General features: G+C 63.0%; 17 protein-coding genes and 2 tRNA genes. 8 read left to right on the plus strand and 11 right to left on the minus strand.

Annotated features, from left to right (window positions below):
• Positions 1-409 precede the first annotated feature (409 nt).
• From ACO6D5_RS00005 to ACO6D5_RS00030, 6 genes are all read right to left on the minus strand, one after another.
• Entirely contained in the window at positions 410-1945 is a 1536-nt protein-coding gene (locus tag ACO6D5_RS00005; protein ID WP_485824257.1) for a tetratricopeptide repeat protein, read from the minus strand.
• A 27-nt stretch (positions 1946-1972) separates the two neighbouring features.
• Positions 1973-3052, minus strand: coding sequence for an RDD family protein (locus ACO6D5_RS00010; protein ID WP_315526584.1), 1080 nt, complete (start codon positions 3050-3052; stop codon positions 1973-1975).
• 105 nt (positions 3053-3157) lie between these two features.
• Entirely contained in the window at positions 3158-3394 is a 237-nt protein-coding gene (locus ACO6D5_RS00015) for a hypothetical protein (RefSeq protein ID WP_485824258.1), read from the minus strand.
• Positions 3391-3828: a universal stress protein gene (locus ACO6D5_RS00020; protein ID WP_315526586.1), complete on the minus strand. Its 438-nt coding sequence runs from the start codon at positions 3826-3828 to the stop codon at positions 3391-3393. The genes ACO6D5_RS00015 and ACO6D5_RS00020 overlap by 4 nt, the downstream gene beginning before the upstream one ends.
• Before the next feature lie 144 nt (positions 3829-3972).
• Positions 3973-5685 carry a hypothetical protein gene (locus tag ACO6D5_RS00025; protein ID WP_485824259.1) on the minus strand — a complete coding sequence of 571 codons (1713 nt, stop codon included), beginning with the start codon at positions 5683-5685 and terminating at the stop codon, positions 3973-3975.
• 367 nt (positions 5686-6052) lie between these two features.
• Positions 6053-6140, minus strand: a tRNA-Ser gene (locus tag ACO6D5_RS00030).
• A gap of 155 nt (positions 6141-6295) precedes the next feature.
• Between ACO6D5_RS00030 and ACO6D5_RS00035 the strand changes: the two genes are divergently transcribed.
• The 8 genes from ACO6D5_RS00035 (at position 6296) to ACO6D5_RS00070 (ending at position 13713) form a co-directional block, all read left to right on the plus strand.
• Positions 6296-7273: an NAD(P)H-quinone oxidoreductase gene (locus ACO6D5_RS00035; protein ID WP_315526588.1), complete on the plus strand. Its 978-nt coding sequence runs from the start codon at positions 6296-6298 to the stop codon at positions 7271-7273.
• A 130-nt stretch (positions 7274-7403) separates the two neighbouring features.
• A complete protein-coding gene (gene tpiA, locus ACO6D5_RS00040) occupies positions 7404-8150 on the plus strand; it encodes a triose-phosphate isomerase (protein WP_006223634.1) in 747 nt (248 codons plus the stop codon).
• A gap of 21 nt (positions 8151-8171) precedes the next feature.
• On the plus strand, positions 8172-8645 hold the full coding sequence (secG, locus tag ACO6D5_RS00045; protein ID WP_315526590.1) for a preprotein translocase subunit SecG: 474 nt from the start codon (positions 8172-8174) through the stop codon (positions 8643-8645).
• A gap of 127 nt (positions 8646-8772) precedes the next feature.
• The gene (locus ACO6D5_RS00050; protein WP_485824260.1) at positions 8773-9714 is read left to right on the plus strand and encodes a LysR substrate-binding domain-containing protein; all 942 of its coding nucleotides are present in this window, start codon (positions 8773-8775) and stop codon (positions 9712-9714) included.
• Positions 9715-9795: 81 nt separating this feature from the next.
• Positions 9796-11193: a 2-oxoadipate dioxygenase/decarboxylase HglS gene (hglS, locus tag ACO6D5_RS00055; RefSeq protein WP_485824261.1), complete on the plus strand. Its 1398-nt coding sequence runs from the start codon at positions 9796-9798 to the stop codon at positions 11191-11193.
• Positions 11190-12365 carry an alpha-hydroxy-acid oxidizing protein gene (locus ACO6D5_RS00060; RefSeq protein WP_315526593.1) on the plus strand — a complete coding sequence of 392 codons (1176 nt, stop codon included), beginning with the start codon at positions 11190-11192 and terminating at the stop codon, positions 12363-12365. The genes hglS and ACO6D5_RS00060 overlap by 4 nt, the downstream gene beginning before the upstream one ends.
• 107 nt (positions 12366-12472) lie before the next feature.
• Positions 12473-13462 (plus strand): Bug family tripartite tricarboxylate transporter substrate binding protein, encoded by a 990-nt coding sequence (locus tag ACO6D5_RS00065; protein ID WP_485824262.1) that lies wholly within the window; start codon positions 12473-12475, stop codon positions 13460-13462.
• 166 nt (positions 13463-13628) lie between these two features.
• Positions 13629-13713 (plus strand) — tRNA-Leu (locus ACO6D5_RS00070).
• Positions 13714-13810: 97 nt separating this feature from the next.
• Here ACO6D5_RS00070 and ACO6D5_RS00075 read toward each other — a convergent pair.
• The 5 genes from ACO6D5_RS00075 to ACO6D5_RS00095 all read right to left on the minus strand — a co-directional run bounded on the left by ACO6D5_RS00075 (position 13811) and on the right by ACO6D5_RS00095 (position 18674).
• On the minus strand, positions 13811-14437 hold the full coding sequence (locus tag ACO6D5_RS00075; RefSeq protein WP_485824263.1) for a PqiC family protein: 627 nt from the start codon (positions 14435-14437) through the stop codon (positions 13811-13813).
• On the minus strand, positions 14434-15978 hold the full coding sequence (locus ACO6D5_RS00080) for a PqiB family protein (protein WP_485824264.1): 1545 nt from the start codon (positions 15976-15978) through the stop codon (positions 14434-14436). The genes ACO6D5_RS00075 and ACO6D5_RS00080 overlap by 4 nt, the downstream gene beginning before the upstream one ends.
• Before the next feature lie 116 nt (positions 15979-16094).
• On the minus strand, positions 16095-16730 hold the full coding sequence (locus ACO6D5_RS00085) for a paraquat-inducible protein A (RefSeq protein WP_485824265.1): 636 nt from the start codon (positions 16728-16730) through the stop codon (positions 16095-16097).
• Positions 16727-17359, minus strand: a complete 633-nt coding sequence (locus ACO6D5_RS00090) for a paraquat-inducible protein A (RefSeq protein ID WP_485824266.1) — start codon at positions 17357-17359, stop codon at positions 16727-16729. The genes ACO6D5_RS00085 and ACO6D5_RS00090 overlap by 4 nt, the downstream gene beginning before the upstream one ends.
• A 145-nt stretch (positions 17360-17504) precedes the next feature.
• A complete protein-coding gene (locus tag ACO6D5_RS00095; RefSeq protein WP_485824267.1) occupies positions 17505-18674 on the minus strand; it encodes a helix-turn-helix domain-containing protein in 1170 nt (389 codons plus the stop codon).
• Between the last annotated feature and the right edge of the window lie 58 nt (positions 18675-18732).

Below are 18732 nucleotides of genomic sequence, written 5' to 3' on the forward strand. Positions count from 1 at the left end.
TGGTGCCCGAGACCGGAATCGAACCGGTACGACCTTGCGGCCGAGGGATTTTCTTACCACTTCGGCTTTCACCGCCAGCGCGCAAGCGCCGTTCGTGGTCTGGAGCACGCCTTCACCATAGCCTTCTGGCCTTAGGTGCCCGCCGTCTGCTCTCTACACCTTCCCCGGCTTTTCAGCCGGGGCTTGGCTCGGCGTTGGCTCGGAACAGGTCCAGGGCGTTCGCCGAATTTGACGGGCTACACCTTTGGAGTTTCCTCCAAAGGGCTCAAATTAGTTTAAGTCCCTTGTGTCTACCAATTTCACCACTCGGGCGTTGCGCGGCCCATGCAGGGCCGGCAGCGGGCGTGACTATACCATCTTGGGGGCAGGGATATTGTCGCGTCTACGGAAAGCCGGGGCAACCGCGCGCCTACTTCCGGCCGAATAAACGGCCCAGGAACCCGCGCGGCGCGGCCGCGGCGTCATCCGCGGCCTGGGCGCGGCGCAGCGACAGGTCCTGGTATTCGGCCTTGCCGTTTTGCTGGTAGGAGGCCGCTGCCTGGCGGAAGGCCATGGCCGATTCGGCATGGCGTTTCAGGTGGCCGTAGATTTCTCCGCGCGAAAACAGGGCCCAGCTGCGGTAGTCGGGATCCAGCCCGATCAGGCGGTCGCACGCGGCAAGCGCTTCTTCCTGTTGCTTGGCGGCAATCAGCGCGTTGATGCGTTCGGCGTGCAGGGGGCCGCTGTCCGGCCACTTCGTGAGCGCGCGATCGGCATCGGCCACCGCTTCGGCGCCACGGCCCAGGTTCGTCAATGCGTCGATGCGGACCCGGCGCCATTTCAGCCAGTCGGGGTCCAGCGAAATCGCCACTTCTGACAGCGGCAGGGCTTCGCTGTAGCGTTCCAGGCGGGTCAGCATGTCGGCGGCGTTGCCCGGCAGGAAATCGTTGTCGGGCGCAAGCGCATAGCCGCGCAGGTAGTAGGCAAGCGCCGCTTCCCAGTTGCGTTGGTCGCGCTGCGCGTTGCCGGCGACGAAGAGCAATTGCGCGTCGCCGCTGTCCATCGGATCCAGCCCTTGCAAGGCTTGCTCCGCCAGTTCAGGGTCGCCGCTGCGCACGTATTCGCGGGCCTGTTCCTTGCGGCCTTCCCAGCCGGTATCCGACAGCGCGTCCAGATGCCGCCACAGCGGCACGGCCTCGTGGGCGCGGCCCAGGCGGTGCAGCGACCGCGCCTTGCCTTCCAACGGCCAATCCCAATCGGGTTCGCGGCGCAACAGGCTGGTCCACTCTTCCACCGCGTCTTCATGACGCTCCAGCGCCTGCAGGCACGACGCCCGGTTGTGCTGGATGGCGTTTTCCTCGCCCAGGATGGCGCGTGCGCGGTCGAACATCGCGATGGCGTTCTTCAGGTCGCCCAAGCGGCGGTAGTTGTTGCCCGCGTCATACAGGAAGCCGCCGTTGTTGGGCGCAAGCGCCACCGCGCGCTCGTGATGGGGGCGCGCGTCTTGATAGCGCCCCGCGTTGTGCAGGTTCGAGCCGATATAGCAATGGGGCGCGGCGGCAGACGGCCGCATTTGCGCCGCGCGCGTCCAGACGGCGATGGCGTCTTCCAGGCGCCGGTCATTGATCAGCAGATAGGCTTCGGCCATCAGCAGCCCATAGTGCGAGGGCGCGCGCTTCTGGGCTTCGCGCACGAGCGACCACGCTTCCTGCTTGGCATCGGCATCGTAGCGAGCAATGGCCTGGACGCTCAGCGCCTCACTGCATTGCGGGTCCAGCGCCAGGGCGCGGGCCAGATCGGCGTCGCGTGCCGCATGGGCGTGGCGCTTGGCGTGATAGCGCGCGCGCAGCGCCCACATGACGGACGCGCCCGGTTGGTCGCGCAGCCCTTGTTCGCACAGGGACAGCATCTGCGGCAAGTCGCTGCCGTCATCGGCGCGAAGGATGGATTCAGTCAACGTGGACATGCGGGTTTCCCAATTCAGCAAAGCGTTCTAGCGCGCGAAGGCGGTGGTGTCGTGGCGGCAGCGGTAGGGGCGATCGTCCGACGCGATGTCGTCGCTGCCGCACTGCCAGCGGCCGATGCCGCCGCCTTTCTTTTCCGAGCGCATCTCGGGCAGGTAGGCCAGGTGCTTGCCCGCCAGGCTGGGCGCGCCATCGGCGCCGGGCGTGCCGGCGATGGTGAAGCGCAGCACGCCATTGACGGGGTTCATGTCCAGCTTGCTGAAACCCGAGCCCTCCAGCGCAGCCTGCGTCACGCCCAGGTCCGCCAGCGTCGCGGCGAATGCGCGGGTGCGTTGGTAATGGTTTTCGGCCAGCCGGCGCACGGGGTCCGACACGCGGTCCAGATGCGTGATCTCGGCATGCAGCGGATTGTCCGGCTTGTTCGAGTCCGTGACGGCAAGGCCGATGATCATGCCGCCCACCACCAAGGTCAGCATGCCGAAGACGATGAAGAAAAATTTTCCGGCGCTAGTGACCGCGCGCGCTTGAGCCACCGCCGGGGCGATGGCGTGGGGGGACGCCAGGCTGGACACCACATGGGTGCCGGCCAGCGAATTGTGCATCGCGCGCTCCCCGAACACCATCTGCTGGATGTGGTGGAAGATGCCGGGCATGACGACATTCAGCGTGTACTTCAATTGATGCCGCCAGATCGAACGCAGCAGGCCGGGCGCCTGACCCTTGCGATTCACCACGCGCATCTTCAGCAGCCGTTTGCCGGGCGAGCCCTTGCCCCAGGCGTCCATGAAGGCGGGCAGCAGCCAGCCCAGCAGCCCTGCGCCAACGGCCAGCAGGACGGGGTGGGGAGACCCGGTAATGCCTTCATAGGTGTACGAGGCAGCGGCGATCAGCACGACGATCGCCAGCGCCATGAATGCGCCGTCGATGGCGGTGGCGCCCAATCTGGACCAGATGCTGGGGAATAGCGGCGCCTGTTGCGCACGGGGGGAATGGGACTTGGAGGGGGGCGCGGCTGGCTTGGCGGCCGGCTTGGCGGGCAAGGGCGTCTGGCAACTGAAGCAACGCGTGTTGGATGCCGGGTTCTGCCAATTGCATTTCGGGCACTGCATGGTTGATATCTTGTTCTGGATGCTGCCGCGTTGCGATCCCGCTGCGGCTGAAGTGCGGCAGTTTATCGAAAACCCTGACGCTTTCCGCGCCGGGCGCGTTCAAGGCTAGAAATTGATGACGCCGCCGTCGGATCGGCCGTTGTGCAGCGGGGGCGGGGCCCGTTCGCCGGCCGGAGCCGGTGCCTTGGGCCTGTCTGCTTCACGCTTGCGCAGGCCGTCTTCCAGGCGTGTCGCGGTGGCTCCGCCCGCCATGTCCTCGACGTGGCCGCGCACGATGGAATACAGGTATTGGCGCGTGAAGTCGCCGCCCGCCAGCGACGCCCAGCGGGCCAGTCGCGTCAACGGTACACCAGCACCGGCAACGTCGAGTGTGCCAGCACTTTCTGCGTCTGGCTGCCCAGCAGCAGGGCCGCCATGCCGCTGCGCCCGTGCGAGGACATGGCGATCAGGTCGCAACCCTGAGTCATCGCAATGTCGATAATGACTTGATAGGGGGTATCGCTTTCGCGCATCTCGGTGTTGCACGGCACGCCCGCCGACTTCGCCTTCGCCTCGGCTTCAGCCAGGTAAGACCGGGCTAATTCGCTGGCCTGATGTTCGTACACGGCGCGCACGCCTTCCAGTTGCACGGTCTCCATGGACGGCGCGTGAAAGGTGGCGTAGGCCGTCACGATGGTCACGCTGGCGCCCAGTGCGCGGGCCAGCGCAAGCCCTTGGGTCAGGCCTGCGTCTGACAGGCTGGATCCGTCGATGGGGATGAGTATGTGCTTGTACATGGCAACCTCCTAAATAAAGGGGGGCGGCCCGCGACATGCGCCTTGCTGCCGCCAGGCTAGGAGCGAAAATAACAAAAGACATACTACGCTTGTGCCATGCTGGCAGCGAGGCTAACGCCTTGTGGGTGTGACGCGTATCCCGAACTATCCTCTTCTCCGGAGTATCACTATTTGGCCAAAGGTCTGCGCCGGCAGGTAATGTTGAAGGATGTATCCATCAAGCATCTTTATTCCGCTACTAAGAGCGCTGTCGTTGGGTTCATTCACTCCGTTCCAGGTCGATTCAAGCCAAATGTAATTCGGTTTTGCTTTCTCCAAGTCATCGATTATTTCGGATTGAATCTTTTCACTTGATTGCAGGCCTGGATCGAAATGATGCCATTTTGTTATTGGCAGTCTATTGGCCATAAAATACGCGGAAACGTCATTAACGAAAACCTTGTCATGCGTGGTTAGTCCGACATAAATTCGTTCCCCCGGCGCCGTGTTTTCCTGTATGAATCGGACGGCATTTGCGCGGTCGCCCTCAACGTAGAAGGGCGCCATTGATTTGGGGTCGATTGATGCTTCGCTGCTATTGGCGCGTTGTGCATTTCCGGATGCTTTGGAAGCCTTGATAAAACCTTTGAGGTCGTTCGCCACCAGGTTGTGGTTGTGGGCCAGTTTCTTGTATCCGGAAAGTAGTGCGGTGGCGAGGCACGATAAGGCTACTACGGACAGCGCGGCAGCGAAGAGTATTTTATTTTTCTTGATAATTCCAGCTAGGACGGCAAGCAGCATGATTGACGGAAGTAGAGATAGCTGCATGTGTTCAATGCTTACTCGAACGATACCCTTCAAATAAAACATTGCGACCAAAAAAGTTAGGAAAATGGCCAAAACAGATTTTTCATTGAAAAATGATTTGGCTCTTTCGCCATCCCCAGTGCTCACCAGGCCAGCGACCTGTTTCCCAAAAAATCCGATTGCCACCATCCCTCCGATAATTATTGGAATGTATATGGCAAGCAAAATAAAACCAAGCCCATCAAAGAGGCTGGATACGGACGGGAAAGGCAGGCCCCTTGTGCGAGCGTAGTATTGGCTTGGAAAAGCGACCACATCGTGAAAAAAAGAGTTCAGCGCGCTCTGGCTGAAGTAGAAAAAGAGAACCACTGCAACAGGCAGTCCTGCGCCGAACGCATAGGCCGTGATTTTCTTCAGCGCGCCTTTGGATATTTGCTCTATTTGTGTTCTGGTTGAGGCAAGAATCAGAAGGGCAGCCAGCGTATTTGCTATAAAAGCGAAGAACCCAATGTCGTAACGAAAAAGTGCACCTAAGCCCGTTAACGTGCCAGCGACGAAAGGATATAAAATAGAAATGTTGCGCGCGAACACCTTTGTCATTATCAAGGTGCTACCAAGCGACAGTAATAGTGCTGGGTAGATCGGGTAGCCATGATTGCCAACCGTGCATAGCCATATGACACAAACGGAAGTGGCCGCGAATGCCATCGAGCGACCGCAGTAATACACCAACGAAGAATATATAAGCGTCGCGATTCCGGCGCGCATGGATAGGTCAAATATTCTTTCTGGGAGAATACTGTGACCAAAAGCCTTCAGAAGCCAAGAGACGACATAAAATTCAGCGGGTCCGTAGTTCGCATAGAAATCTCTGTGAATGATGTCTCCGGCAGCTACTCGCATTGCTGCGGTTAATATTATTCCTTCGTCGTATATATTGACTGTGCGATCCATTGTCAGGAACATGACGACAAAGGAAACGATAAATACTGCCGAAATCTCAAAAATAGATTTTCGCGTTTTATTAATGGCGGTGAGATTGTTTTCGCCAAAAACAATGTGTGAATTCATTTGCGCGCCAATGTTGTGAATTTATAGTTTTCAAGCATCGAGATCGGAGTGTCGATTGAAGTTCGTCTGCCAATGCATGTGAGGCGCCGGAACGTCGGGGCCGTTTGATTGGCGGCGAGCGCTGCGATCAATGTGAGGGTGAAGTCGGGATGCATAGCTGCATGTTGCGGCGCCTTGGGCCTGCACGGGAGGTGCGAGGGGGAGAGCGTGTTGCAGCGCTTACGGATTCGCGGCACGGCTGTGTGCTCACCAAATGCGTTGGTCTGGCACTGAAGGCCACCGATCTCAGCGGTGCTCGAGGGCAGTAACAGGGCTACTTCTTTTTTGCGCTGCCCTGCGCCGAGTGGCGCTAAGTGCTTGTTTGTATTGGCGGAAGCGGTGAGATTCGAACTCACGAACGGTTACCCGTTGCCGGTTTTCAAGACCGGTGCAATCGACCACTCTGCCACGCTTCCGGGGTGTTGTCGCCGTGGGCCACGCAGGGTGCGCCGCCTTGGCTCGACCGGGGTCTGTGCGATTCGGCCGTCAGGCAAACATTCTGCCCGAACCCAATCGCGATACGCCGTAAAGGGCGCAATAATAATCCATTTGCTGCAAAAGGAGGCACGCGATGCACGCTGTAGAAATCTCCCGCCCCGGCGGCCCCGAGGTTCTGGTCCCCGTAGAACGCCCCACGCCCGAGGCCGGCGCGGGTGAAGTCTTGATCAAAGTCAGCGCCGCGGGCATCAACCGCCCCGACGTGTTCCAGCGCAAGGGCAACTACGCCCCGCCGCGCGGCGCGTCCGACCTGCCGGGCCTGGAAGTGGCCGGCGAAATCGTGGGCGGCGACGTGGCCGGCAGCGGCTTTGCCGTGGGCGACAAGGTCTGCGCGCTGGTGGCGGGCGGTGGTTACGCCGAATACTGCGTGGCGCCCGTCGCCCAGTGCCTGCCCATTCCCAAGGGGCTGTCCGACATCGAAGCGGCCGGCCTGCCGGAAACCTATTTCACCGTCTGGAGCAACGTGTTCGACCGCGGCCGCCTGTCCGAAGGCGAGATCCTGCTGGTGCACGGTGGCGCAAGCGGCATCGGCACCACGGCGATCCAGCTGGCCCGCGCGATGGGCAATCAGGTCTACGCGACGGTCGGCAGCGACGACCGCGCCCGCGCGGTCGAAGCGCTGGGTGCCGAAAAGGGCATCAATTACAAGACGCAGGACTTCGTGAAGGAAGTCATGGACGCCACCAGCGGGCGGGGCGTGGACGTCATCCTGGACATGGTGGCCGGCGACTACATCGCCCGCGACATGCAATGCCTGGCGGACGACGGCCGTATCGTCATCATCGCCCAGCTGGGCGGGGCGCGCGCGGATGTGGATACTTCTCAGGTCATGCGCCGCCGCCTGACCATCACCGGGTCCACGCTGCGTCCCCGTTCGATCGACTTCAAGGGCGCCATCGCGCGCGCCCTGCGCGAACACGCCTGGCCTTTGCTGGAAAATGGGGCCATCAAGCCGATCGTGCACGCGACGTTCCCCTTGGCCGAGGCCTCCAAGGCGCACGCCATGATGGAAGGCGGCGAAAATATCGGCAAAATCATCCTGACAATGTAAGAAACGCGCGGCGTTCGGCGTATCGCCGCGCAACAGGATACAATCTCGGGTTTCGCCTGGAATTTTTTCCAGGCAGGCCCGTGGGCGGTCGCGTCATCCCCCGGGACTCACCCTCTCTGACAATTGCGCCATGACTTCAGTCGAAAACCGCGCCCGCCTCGTGCTGGGCAACTGGAAGATGCACGGCAACCTGGCCGAGAACGCCGCGTTGCTGACCGAGCTGCGCGCCGCGGATGCCGCGAGCCACTGCGACATCGGCATCTGTGTTCCGTTTCCCTACCTGGCGCAAGCCGGTTCGGCCCTGACCGGAAGCAGCGTGTCCTGGGGCGCGCAAGATGTCAGCGCGCACGAAAAGGGTGCCTACACCGGTGAAGTGTCCGGTGCGATGCTGAAAGAATTCGGCTGCCGCTGGGCGCTGGCCGGCCACTCCGAGCGCCGCGTGCTGCACGGTGAAACCGATGAAGTCGTGGCTGCCAAGGCGCAAGCCGCGCTGGCCGCCGGCCTGACCCCCGTGGTCTGCGTGGGCGAGTCGCTGGCCGACCGCGAAGCCGGCAACACCCTGGCCGTCATCGAACGCCAGTTGAAGCCCGTGCTGGCGCTGGGCGCAGACGCCGTGTCCCGCATGGTCCTGGCCTACGAGCCCGTCTGGGCCATCGGCACTGGCCGCACCGCCAGCCCCGAGCAGGCGCAAGAAGTCCACGCCGCCATTCGCGCCGCCTTGCGCGCGCTGGGCGCGGCGCAGGTGCAGGTTTTGTACGGCGGCAGCGTCAAAGCTGCCAACGCCGCCAGTTTGTTCGCCATGACAGATATCGACGGAGCCCTGGTCGGCGGCGCGTCGCTTGTGGCTGAAGAATTTTTGCGTATTGCCGCCATCTAAGTTTCCGTTCCGGAGTCTGTAATGCCCTTGATGCTTAAACTTCTGCTGGCCGTCCAAGTCTTTTCGGCGCTGGCTATCATCGTTCTGGTCCTGCTGCAGCAGGGCAAGGGCGCCGACATGGGTTCCGCTTTCGGTAGCGGTTCGTCCGGCAGCCTGTTCGGTGCCACCGGCGCCGCCAACTTCCTGTCGCGCGCCACCAAGTGGGCCGCCGTGGTCTTCTTCGCGTCCACCGCTGGCCTGGCTTACGTCAGCCACAAGGGCACGAACGGCCCGGCCGTGGACTCCGGCGTGATGCAGAGCTTCCCGTCCGACCGTTCGGTTCCGCAAGTGCCGGGTTCTGTGCCCGCCGCGCCGGGCGCAGGCGCGTCCTCCGTCCCGGGCGCCGCTTCGGTGCCTGCCGCGCCGGCCAAGCCCGACGCTTCGGTGCCCACGGCGCCGGCCGCGCCCGCAGCAGGCGACAAGCCGGCCGAGACGCCCGCAACGCCGGCGAAGTAAGCCCGCGTAGACAAAAAGGCCGGCGTCTGACGCCGGCCTTTTTCATTGGCGCCGTGCCACGGGCTGCAAGGCCGGATATCCTGTCATCGCAGTCCGGCTCGCGCGCCGGACATTTCGGATCGGCCCCATGGAAAAGCGTTTGATGCCGTCAATGATGGCGCTCCAGAGCTTCGATGCGGTTGCGCGGCACATGAGCATCACGCGCGCCGCCGAAGAACTGCACATGACCCAAAGCGCGATCAGCAAGCAGATCGCGCAGCTGGAGGCGCTGTTGCGCAACCCGCTGTTTCTGCGCGTGCGCCGGCGGCTGCAATTGACGCCCGCAGGGGCGCTGTACCAGTCCGAGGTCAGGGCGATCCTGAACCAGGTGGACATGTCGTCCCGTTACATCCTGACCTATGGCGGCGAAACCCAGGTGCTTACCATCGGCACGCAGCCCACGTTTGGCGCGCGGTGGCTGATTCCGCGGCTGCAGCGCTTCATGGCCGCGCATCCGGATATCCAGGTGAAGGTGCGCAGTGAAACGCGGCCGTTCGATCTGATGCAGGCCAAGATCGACATTTCCTTCTTCTTCGGCCATGGCACCTTGCCTGGCGCCCAATGCCGCGAGCTGTTCGCAGCCGAGGTAGTGCCGGTGTGCGCGCCCGGCTTTCTGCCCGGCGATGCGGTGCCCAGCCTGGAGGCGCTCAGCGACCATGCGCTGATCCAGTGCGCGTCGCGCCCGGAAGCGTGGCACGACTATTTCTCGCACCAGCAATTCCAGTCGGACCGCAGCTACCACGGCCCTCGGTTCGACACGTTCTACATGTGCGTGCGCGCGGCCGAAGGCGGCTGCGGCATTGCCCTGACCCCAAGATTGCTGGCCGAAGAAGAACTGCAAGCCGGCAAGCTGGTCATTCCCTGGGGCTACGTGCAGCCCAGCGACGGCGCTTACTTCGTCGCCTATTCCGAACACTCCGCCGAAGTCCCGAAGATCAAGCAATTCGTGGCGTGGGTCGAACAAGAGGCCGCGCAAAAGCGGGACCGCGACGCCCTGCGTGTGCGATCCATGAAAAAACGGACTGATTAAGCCGAATTTTTTCATTTGATTGCGCTTGCCGGGCGTGATTTCATGCGGGCCATCCCTGTTTACCGATGTGCCGAGCCCGCCATGAGTCAGAATTTCGTCAATCCGGATCAAATCCGCGCCTGGTTCTCCCGCGCCATGTCCGACATGTACAAGTCGGAAGTGCCCCTGTACGACACCTTGCTGGCGCTGGTGGCCGACGTCAACGCCAAGACCTTGGCCGAGCAGCCCGACCTTGCAGCACAACTGGCGCGCACGGGCGAAATCGAACGCCTGGACATCGAGCGCCACGGCGCGATTCGCGTCGGCACGCCGGAAGAGCTTGCCAACATGCGGCGCGTGTTCGCCGTGATGGGCATGCAGCCGGTGGGTTACTACGACCTGTCGCCGGCCGGCGTGCCAGTGCACTCGACGGCATTTCGCGCCACGCACGAGGCCTCTCTGCAAGCCAGCCCGTTCCGCGTCTTCACGTCGCTGCTGCGTCTGGAATTGATCGACGACGCAGCGCTGCGCGACAAGGCCGCCCGCATTCTGGCGGCGCGCCAGATCTTTACGGCTCGGACGGTGGAACTGGCCGGCCGCTTTGAAACGCAGGGCGGCTTGCACGACGCCGATGCCCAGGAATTCGTCGCCGAAGCGCTGCATACGTTCCGCTGGCACAGCGAGGCGACGGTCAGCCTGGATGACTACCGGGAATTGCACGGCCAGCATCGCCTGATCGCCGACGTGGTGGCCTTCAAGGGACCGCACATCAACCATCTGACGCCGCGCACGCTGGACATCGACGAGGCCCAAGCCGAGATGCCGCGCCGTGGCGTGTCGGCCAAGGCGGTGATCGAAGGCCCGCCGCCGCGCAAGTGTCCGATCCTGTTGCGTCAGACGAGTTTCAAGGCGCTGGAGGAACCGGTGCTGTTCGCCGGGGCGGATGGTCAGAGCGGGGTGGGCAGCCATACCGCCCGCTTCGGCGAGATCGAGCAGCGCGGCGTCGCCCTGACCCGCAAAGGCCGGGCGCTGTACGACCAGTCGCTGGATCTGGCGCGCAGCCGTATCAACGGCGCGCCCAATGAAAGCAATGCCGCCGCTTACATGCAGAACCTGCAGGACTGTTTTGCCGCGTTTCCGGACGACTACGCGCAATTGCACGATCAGGGCCTGGCCTATTTCCGCTACTTCCTGACCGGCAAGCAAGGCACTGCGCAAGCGGGTGACGTGCAGTCGCTGATCGGCCAGGGCTACATCCGGTTCGAGCCGCTGGTGTACGAGGATTTTCTGCCGGTCAGCGCCGCCGGGATCTTCCAGTCGAATTTGGGCGACAAGGCTCAGGCTGAATACGCGCAGAACGCCAGCCAGGCTGCGTTCGAAGCCGCGCTGGGCGCGCCGGTGCAGGACGAGCTTGCGCTCTACCAAGACACGCAGGATCGCTCCCTGGCCGCTTGCCTGCAGGCGCTGGGCCTGCATACCGGTACGCCGGTGGCGGCATGAGCCGCTTGAACCGCTGCTTGTCGGTGCGCGACTTCGAACTGGAGGCGCGCCGCATCCTGCCGCGCTGCGTCGAAGGGTACGTCTGCGGCGGCACGGAAGACGGCGCGTCGCTCGACGAAAGCGTCCGGGCACTGCGCGACATCGGCTTCCGGCCCCGCGGTCTGCGCGTGGTGGACCAACGCAGCAGCCAGGTTGACCTTTTCGGCCAGACCTATGCCATGCCGGTAGGCTTCGCCCCGACGGGATTCTCGGCCATCGTCATGCACGAGTGCGATCTGGCGCTGGCGCGCGCCGCGCAGGATGCCCAGATTCCGTTCATCATCAGCGGCGCCTCCAGCGTGCCGTTGGAGCGGCTGCAGGAGGCGACCGGCAAGCGCTGTTGGTACCAGGCCTATCTGCCGGGCAACGTCGACCGCATCGCCAAGCTGATTGCGCGTCTGCGCCAGGCCGAGATCCCCGTGCTGGTGGTGACCATCGATACCTGCGTGGGCGCCAATCGCGAAAACCTGCAGAAGCTGGCATTCACCGTGCCATTCAAGATGAGTTCCAGCGTCGTGCTGGACGGCATGCGCCATCCGCGCTGGAGTGTGAACGTCTTCATGCGCACGCTGCTGGGCAGCGGGGTGCCGCGCTTTGCGAACCTGTATGAGGAAATCGGTCCGCCCATCACGCAAGACCCGCCCAACGGCTTTCGGGGCGAGCGCGACAAGCTGTCTTGGGAACATATCCGCTGGATCCGGGAGAACTGGCCGGGCAAGCTGGTGCTCAAGGGCGTGATGCACGCCGAGGACGCGCGGATGGCCGCTGCGGCTGGCGTGGATGGGGTGATTGTCTCCAACCATGGCGGGCGTCAGCTTGACGGTTGCATTTCGCCCTTGCAGGCGCTGCCCGACGTCGTGGCCGCCGTGCCCGCAGGTTTTCCGGTCATGGTCGACGGCGGCTTTCGCCGCGGCTCCGATGTGCTCAAGGCGGTGGCGCTGGGCGCGAGCATGGTCTTCACCGGCCGTCCCCAGCTGTTCGGCGCGGCCGTCGGCGGCAACGCCGGCATCCGCAAAGTTGCCGAGATATTCCGCAGCGAAATTTCGACCAACATGGCCCTGCTGGGTTGCCGGACGCTGGCTGACGTCACGCCGGATTTGATTGCGCCCGTGCGCGCGGCCTGCGCCGCCTAGAACGGCCAGAAGGCCGGCCGGCCATACCGGGCCAGGGTTGCCCCACACCACAAAAAACAGGGGCGCGCCATTTGCCGCGCGCCGATCCGCTTTCAACAGGAGGAGACATGAAGAAGATGAATTTCAAAATGGCCGGCATGGCCGCGTTGCTGGCCTGCGCGGCCACCGGGCAGGTGCAGGCACAGGCCGACACGTATCCGGCCAAGCCAGTCCGGCTGGTGGTGGGATATGCCCCGGGCGGCACGACCGACATCAGCGCCCGCATGATCGCGGACGTGCTGGGCAAGGAACTCGGCCAGACCTTCATTGTGGAAAACAAGCCGGGCGCCAACAGCAACATCGGCGCCGAAGCCGTGGCCCGCGCACCGGCTGACGGCTACACCTTGTTCGTCGGGTCGATTTCCACGGCGATCAACCAGTCGCTGTACTCCAAGATGTCGTACGACGCGCTCAAGGACCTGGACGCCGTCGCGTTGTTGAACGTGGTGCCCAACATCCTGGCCGTCAATGCCAGCGTGCCGGTCAAGTCGGTGCAAGAATACATCGCCTACGCCAAGAAGAACCCCGGCAAACTGACCTGCGCGTCCCCGGGCAACGGCTCGTCCGCGCACTTGGGCTGCGAGCTGTTCAAGATGAAGACCGGCATTGATATCCTGCACGTGCCCTATCGTGGTAGCGGCCCGGCCGTGGCCGATCTGCTGGGCGGCCAGGTGGACTCCATCTTCGACAACCTGCCGCCGCTGCTGCCGCATGTGCGCGCCGGCAAGTTGACCGGCCTGGCGGTGACCACCGCGGCCCGCGTGCCCTTCGCGCCGGAGATTCCCACCATCGCCGAATCCGGCGTGGAAGGCTTCGACGTCGCGGCCTGGTTCGGCCTGTTTGCGCCGGCCGGTACCCCGCCGGAAATCGTCCTGAAGGTGAACACGGCCATCAACAAGGCGCTGACCTCCGACACCGCGCTGGCCGCCAACTATCAGACCAACGGCTTTCTGATGCCCCCGCCGCCCAACACGCCGCAAGCGTTCAAAGCCTTCATGGAAAGCGAAACCCGCAAGTGGGCAGACGTGGTCAAGGCGACGAACCTGCAGATCAACTGAATGCCCTAGGCAGGGCCGGGCGGCGATCCGCCCGGTTCTCCTCCGGACGCCCGGTTGGCGGCGTGGGGCCGGTCGAGCGGCAAAACGGGACGGATTCGCCAGAATGCCGAATTGCGTGATAGAATGCTCGACTTTCCAGGAAGGCATGCTTTTCTGGTTTGGATTTGCCGACGTGGTGAAATTGGTAGACACGCTATCTTGAGGGGGTAGTGGCGAAAGCTGTGCGAGTTCGAGTCTCGCCGTCGGCACCAAGAATTCCTCGTAAAAAGCCCGCTGAAACGTGAAGTTTCAGCGGGCTTTTTGCTTTTGCTTTTTGCCTTTCGCTTTTTGGGGCCGGAGCAGACCGTCCTAGGACAGCGGGGCGGTTCCGCATTTCGACTGGCGCGAGGCCGACCACGTCGTCGCGTCCTGGCCGATCCGATCGGCCAACGCCGCGATCACGCGCTGCTGCGCTTGCACCAGCTCGGGGTAACCGGCGGCCGCGGGCGCCTCGAAACGTCCTTGGCAAACCAGCCTGGCGCTGCCCGGCGCGCGGGCATCCCCCAAGGTCCAACCCGCTTCGAGCTGCACCCGCTTTCCCGGCCACGCGTCAAGCCGGCGAATCTGCAATTTCACTTTGATGACTTGCCCTTCGCTTGGCAGGGACAGCCCGGCGACGTCCTGGATGCCCAGGCGATCGGCCAGTTGTGCCGACAGCGCGTTGCGTATCTCTTCGTCCAACGGCCCCAGCCACCGCTCGTCGTCCAGGACGGCGAGCATGCTGCTGTCGTCTTGCCTGACGACCAATTGGGGCTGATTCAGATACTCCGGCAACGTCACCGGCAGCACGTCGACCACGAAGCGGGCAGGCGCCGGCTGAGGCCGGACTTCCCCGTGAGGGGTGAGCAACGTGTAATGGCGGACGGGCGCCGAAGCGCTGCAGGCTGCCAGCCCCAGGGTCAGGAGGAGCAGGCTGGTGCGAATAGGGCGGGTCATCGTTGGGGAGTCTCCATCGTGCGTGCTGGCGGCTCTGCGGAAGCCTCCAAGGTGGCGTTCTTGGGGCGGCCTCGCACCATCGCCTCGGGATATCGGCTCAACAGGTCGGTCAATGTGCGTACCGAGCGGGCGGCGCGCTGAATTTCCTGAAGGGCCTGGCCCAGGTTCTGCCGCAACGTCGCATCTTCGGCAAGCATGCCCTGCGCGGCGCCGATGGTTTGTTGCGCCTGGCGCAGGGTCTGGGTGGCCTGCGGCAGAACCAGGCCGTTCACCTGCAGCAGCGCTTTATTCAGGTTGGCGAAGGAGGCGTCAAGATTGCGCGCGATGCTGTCCAAGGGCATCTTGTCGATCTTGCCCACGATGCTGGCGACGCGTTCCTGCAATTGGTCAAAGCTGCCGCTGACGGTGGGCAGCGTGATCGGACGGCGTTGCGGATCAAACGCGACCTTGGGCGTATTCGGGATGAAGTCCAGGGCGATGTAAAGCTGGCCGGTCAGCAAGTTTCCCGTCCTTGCCTGGGCCCGCAAGCCGTGCGCCACCATTTCTTGCAGCATGTGCATCAGCCGGTCTTCCTCGGTGCCGTCCACCGCCGGCATTTTCTCCATGATCTCGCCTAGCCGCTGCGGATAAACCACAACGCCGACCTTGGACTGGAAGCGACGCCTGACGGGATCGTAGTCCGGCTTGATGGAGATGACCTTGCCCAGGTCCATGCCGTCGAACTGCACCGGCGCCCCGATAGTCAGGCCCCGCAGGGATTGCTCGAACACCAGATAGGCGGTCTGCGACGGCCCGTCGGGCGGGGCAAGGGCGGCCTGCTGATCCTTGGCCAATTCGTACGCCGTGTCTTCCGCCGCAGGCTCGCCGGACACGCCCGGGGACGTTCCGAAGGAAACTCCCCCCGCCAGAATGGTGGCAATCGATTGCGTTTGCAGTTTGAATCCGTCCGCACCCAGCGACACGTCAACCCCGCTGGCGTTCCAGAAGCGCGTTGCCGTGGTGACGAAACGGTCGTAGGGCGCATTGACGAAGAGCCGCAGGGCGACCGCCTTGCCATCCTCGCCCAGCTGGTATGACGCGACACGGCCGACTTGAATGCGCCGGTAATAGACAGGAGATCCGACGTCCAAAGAGCCCAGATCTTCGGTATGCAGCACGAATGACCGGCCAGGCGTATCGCCGATGACGGTGGGTGGGCTTTCCAGGCCCGTGAATTCCTTGCCGGGCTCTGCCGATTGTCCTCGGTCGACGCCGATATAGGCCCCCGACAGCAGCGTATCCACGCCGGAAACCCCATCGATGCCGATGCGCGGGCGCACCACCCAAAACCGCGAGTCCTCGCGCGCCAGGCTGGCCGCATCCTTGTCCAGCGCAACCGTTGCGACCACACGGGAACCGTCTTCGCTCAGGCCGATCGCGGTCACGGTGCCGACGTTCACGTCCTTGTACTTCACCAGGGTCTTACCCTCTTCCAGGCCGGCGGCAGTATGGAACGTGATGCTGATCACCGGGCCCTCGGTCATCCAGGTTTGTACCAACATGGAAAGGCCGATCAACGCGGCGATGACGGGAACCAGCCAGACGAGCGAAATTCGCCATTTCTTGCGGGGTATCACCGTAGGGCCAGCAAGTCCGTGGAGCTCCCTGGAAGCATCATTCATTCATCACCACCATTGATTTCACCATCCCAAATATGTCGGGGGTCGAACGACATCGCCGCAAGCATGGTGAAAATCACCACCATGCCGAAGAAAAGGATGCCGACGCGCGGCGAGATGTCGGTGAGGCCATGGAATTGCACTAGCGCGGCCACTACCGCCACCACCAGCACATCCAGCATCGACCAGTACCCGACGAACTCCACCATGCGGTACAACTTGGCGCGCTCTCGCGTCGCCCACCGGCTACGTCGTTGGGAGGTGGCGAGCAATAGCCCAAGAATCAGGAATTTGGCGCAAGGCACTGCTACGCTGGCGATGAAGATCACGAACGCGATGCCATAAGAGCCCGACGTCCAGAATTCCACCGCGCCTTCCATGATCGTGCTGCTGCTGCCCTTGCCCAGCACGCTGGTGTGCATGACAGGCAGCACATTGGCGGGGATGTAGCAGATGACGGCTGTCAGCAGCAGCGCCCAGGCGCGCGCAATGCCGTTGGGACGCCGATGATGGAGCGTCGAGCCGCAGCGAGGACACTGGCAGGCTCGCCCGGTCGTGTGCCGGTCCTCGCAAACCAGGCCGCAGGTGTGGCAGCCGACGATCGACAGATCGCCTGCGAAAGGCTGCCGGGTCATGCCGCGCTCCTGCTTCGCAATGCCGGATCGCCTTCGGTTTGATCCCACAGCGAAGCAAGGTCCCGATGGGCGATCACGGTCAGCAATACCATCAACACGGCGGTCGCCCAGACGCCCGCTCCGAGGGTGACTTCCACCAGACTGATGAGCTTGATGATCGCCACCAGAATGCCCAGGATGCCGACTTCGACCATGCTCCATGGCCGCAAGGCCGCAAGCATCCGCAAGGCCCGGGCAAAGCCCGGGGCGCGATGGCCAACACGCGCATAGAGCAGCACCCAGGCAAGCAGGACGATTTGCGCAAGCGGCACCAGGATGATCACTAGCGCAGCGACCAGTGCAAGGGGCGCCACGCTTCCTTGGGCGAGCGACCATGCGAATTCCCACAGCGTCGCCTCTCTATGCGTTCCCTTCAGGCTGATGCGTACGACGGGGCAGACGTTCGCGATCAGGAAGACGATCGCTGTCGTGAGGGTCAATGCCAGCCAGCGATTCACATCCAACGGATTGGCGCGTTGGAGCACGGCCTCACAGCGGCTGCAGCGGGCGACCTCGCCTGCCGCCAATGTGCAGCGTTGGTAAACGCTGTCGCAGTGCTCGCAGGCCACCAGGTGTGGGTAAACGTTCATGTCTTTGGCTGCATAACCGTGCTGTTGCGTTGCGAAGGCCTGCCCAGGGAAACCGGCCGCCGCCGTTGCGCCGCCCGCTAGCGCAGCCCGCGAGGCTACAGAAGATGCCGCGCCTGGGCTTGCCATTCGATGCCAAAGTGCTTAGTCAGCACTGACGTTCGCGCGACGCGGAACGGAAATGGGACGGGGTTCGGCCCGTCCAGCGCTTGAACGCACGGGTGAAATGCGCCGGATCGCTATAGCCGACCATGTAAGCGATTTCGGTCGCCGAATACCTGCCAACCCGGATCAGGCGAAGCGCCTCGCTGCGGCGGGTCTCGTCTTTCAAGTCTTCGAAATCGACACCGCTGCATTTAAGACGGCGCTGAAGGGTCCGGGACGACATGCCGATTTCTTTCGCGACGGACCTGAGGTTGATGTCGTCTTGCTCTGAAATCCGTTCTATGAGCAGTCCTGCGGTATCAACGGTCGACTGCAGCGCCTGCGTGATCTTGCGGGAGTCGTCCTTCAAGGGTTGAAGCGGCGCCGCAAGCAAGTCGCGGTCGAATTCGACCATGTTGTATTCGGCCCCGGTTTCGATGTGGGGGCCCAGGCATTCTTCCAGTGCGTCGTCCCCGCGGCCTCGCGAGGCCTGCAGGTGAACGCGTATGGCCGATGGTTGGCCGGACATCAAAGGCACCTTTCGCAGCACCGCGAGAGTTCCAAGGATGAACTGCCGCGGATCGACGTCGAGCCGGCCGGTGAAACGGTGAATCAGTTTTGTCGTCCTGCCTTCCGTGACGATGCGAACCTCTCCGCCCTGATGCAGCATCTCCGCGTGGATCGCTGCCATGGCACAGGCTTGGGCCACATTCTTCGAACCCAGAACCAGACTCCCCCAATCGCCGAGCGAACCCAAATCCATCAAGCGGCCCACGTACGCACCCGCGAACGCGTCCTGCGCGATGGCCGCCATGTCGTTGGCGATCTGAAAACACTGGGCGCGCGGCAGCCAGATATCAGGCGTCTGGAAAATGTTCGGAGAAACCCCGGCGCGCTGAAAGAACTCAAGCGGGGCGACGCCCCGGCTGGCCAGATAGGGGCTGATGTGCAAGAAACTTCTGAGCTTGATGGACGGTGTGGCGTTCGACATGGATTCAGGTTTTACCGTCAGCCAGATTGCCGGACGCTCCACCTCTTCAGAGAATTGCTTTCCCCAACGCATCGACTTGCAGGAAATCGTGGACGAATTTACATCGCGCTCTTTGGGGAGTAATTGAAATACCTCCAGGGTGAGACAAACCGGCGCGAGAAAGGAGACATCGGAGCAAGCCACCGGGCACCGGGCCCGGCCGTCGATCTCATTCCGCTTGCACAATCCGCATTCGCGACCG

The organism is Achromobacter sp. (assembly GCF_057314935.1).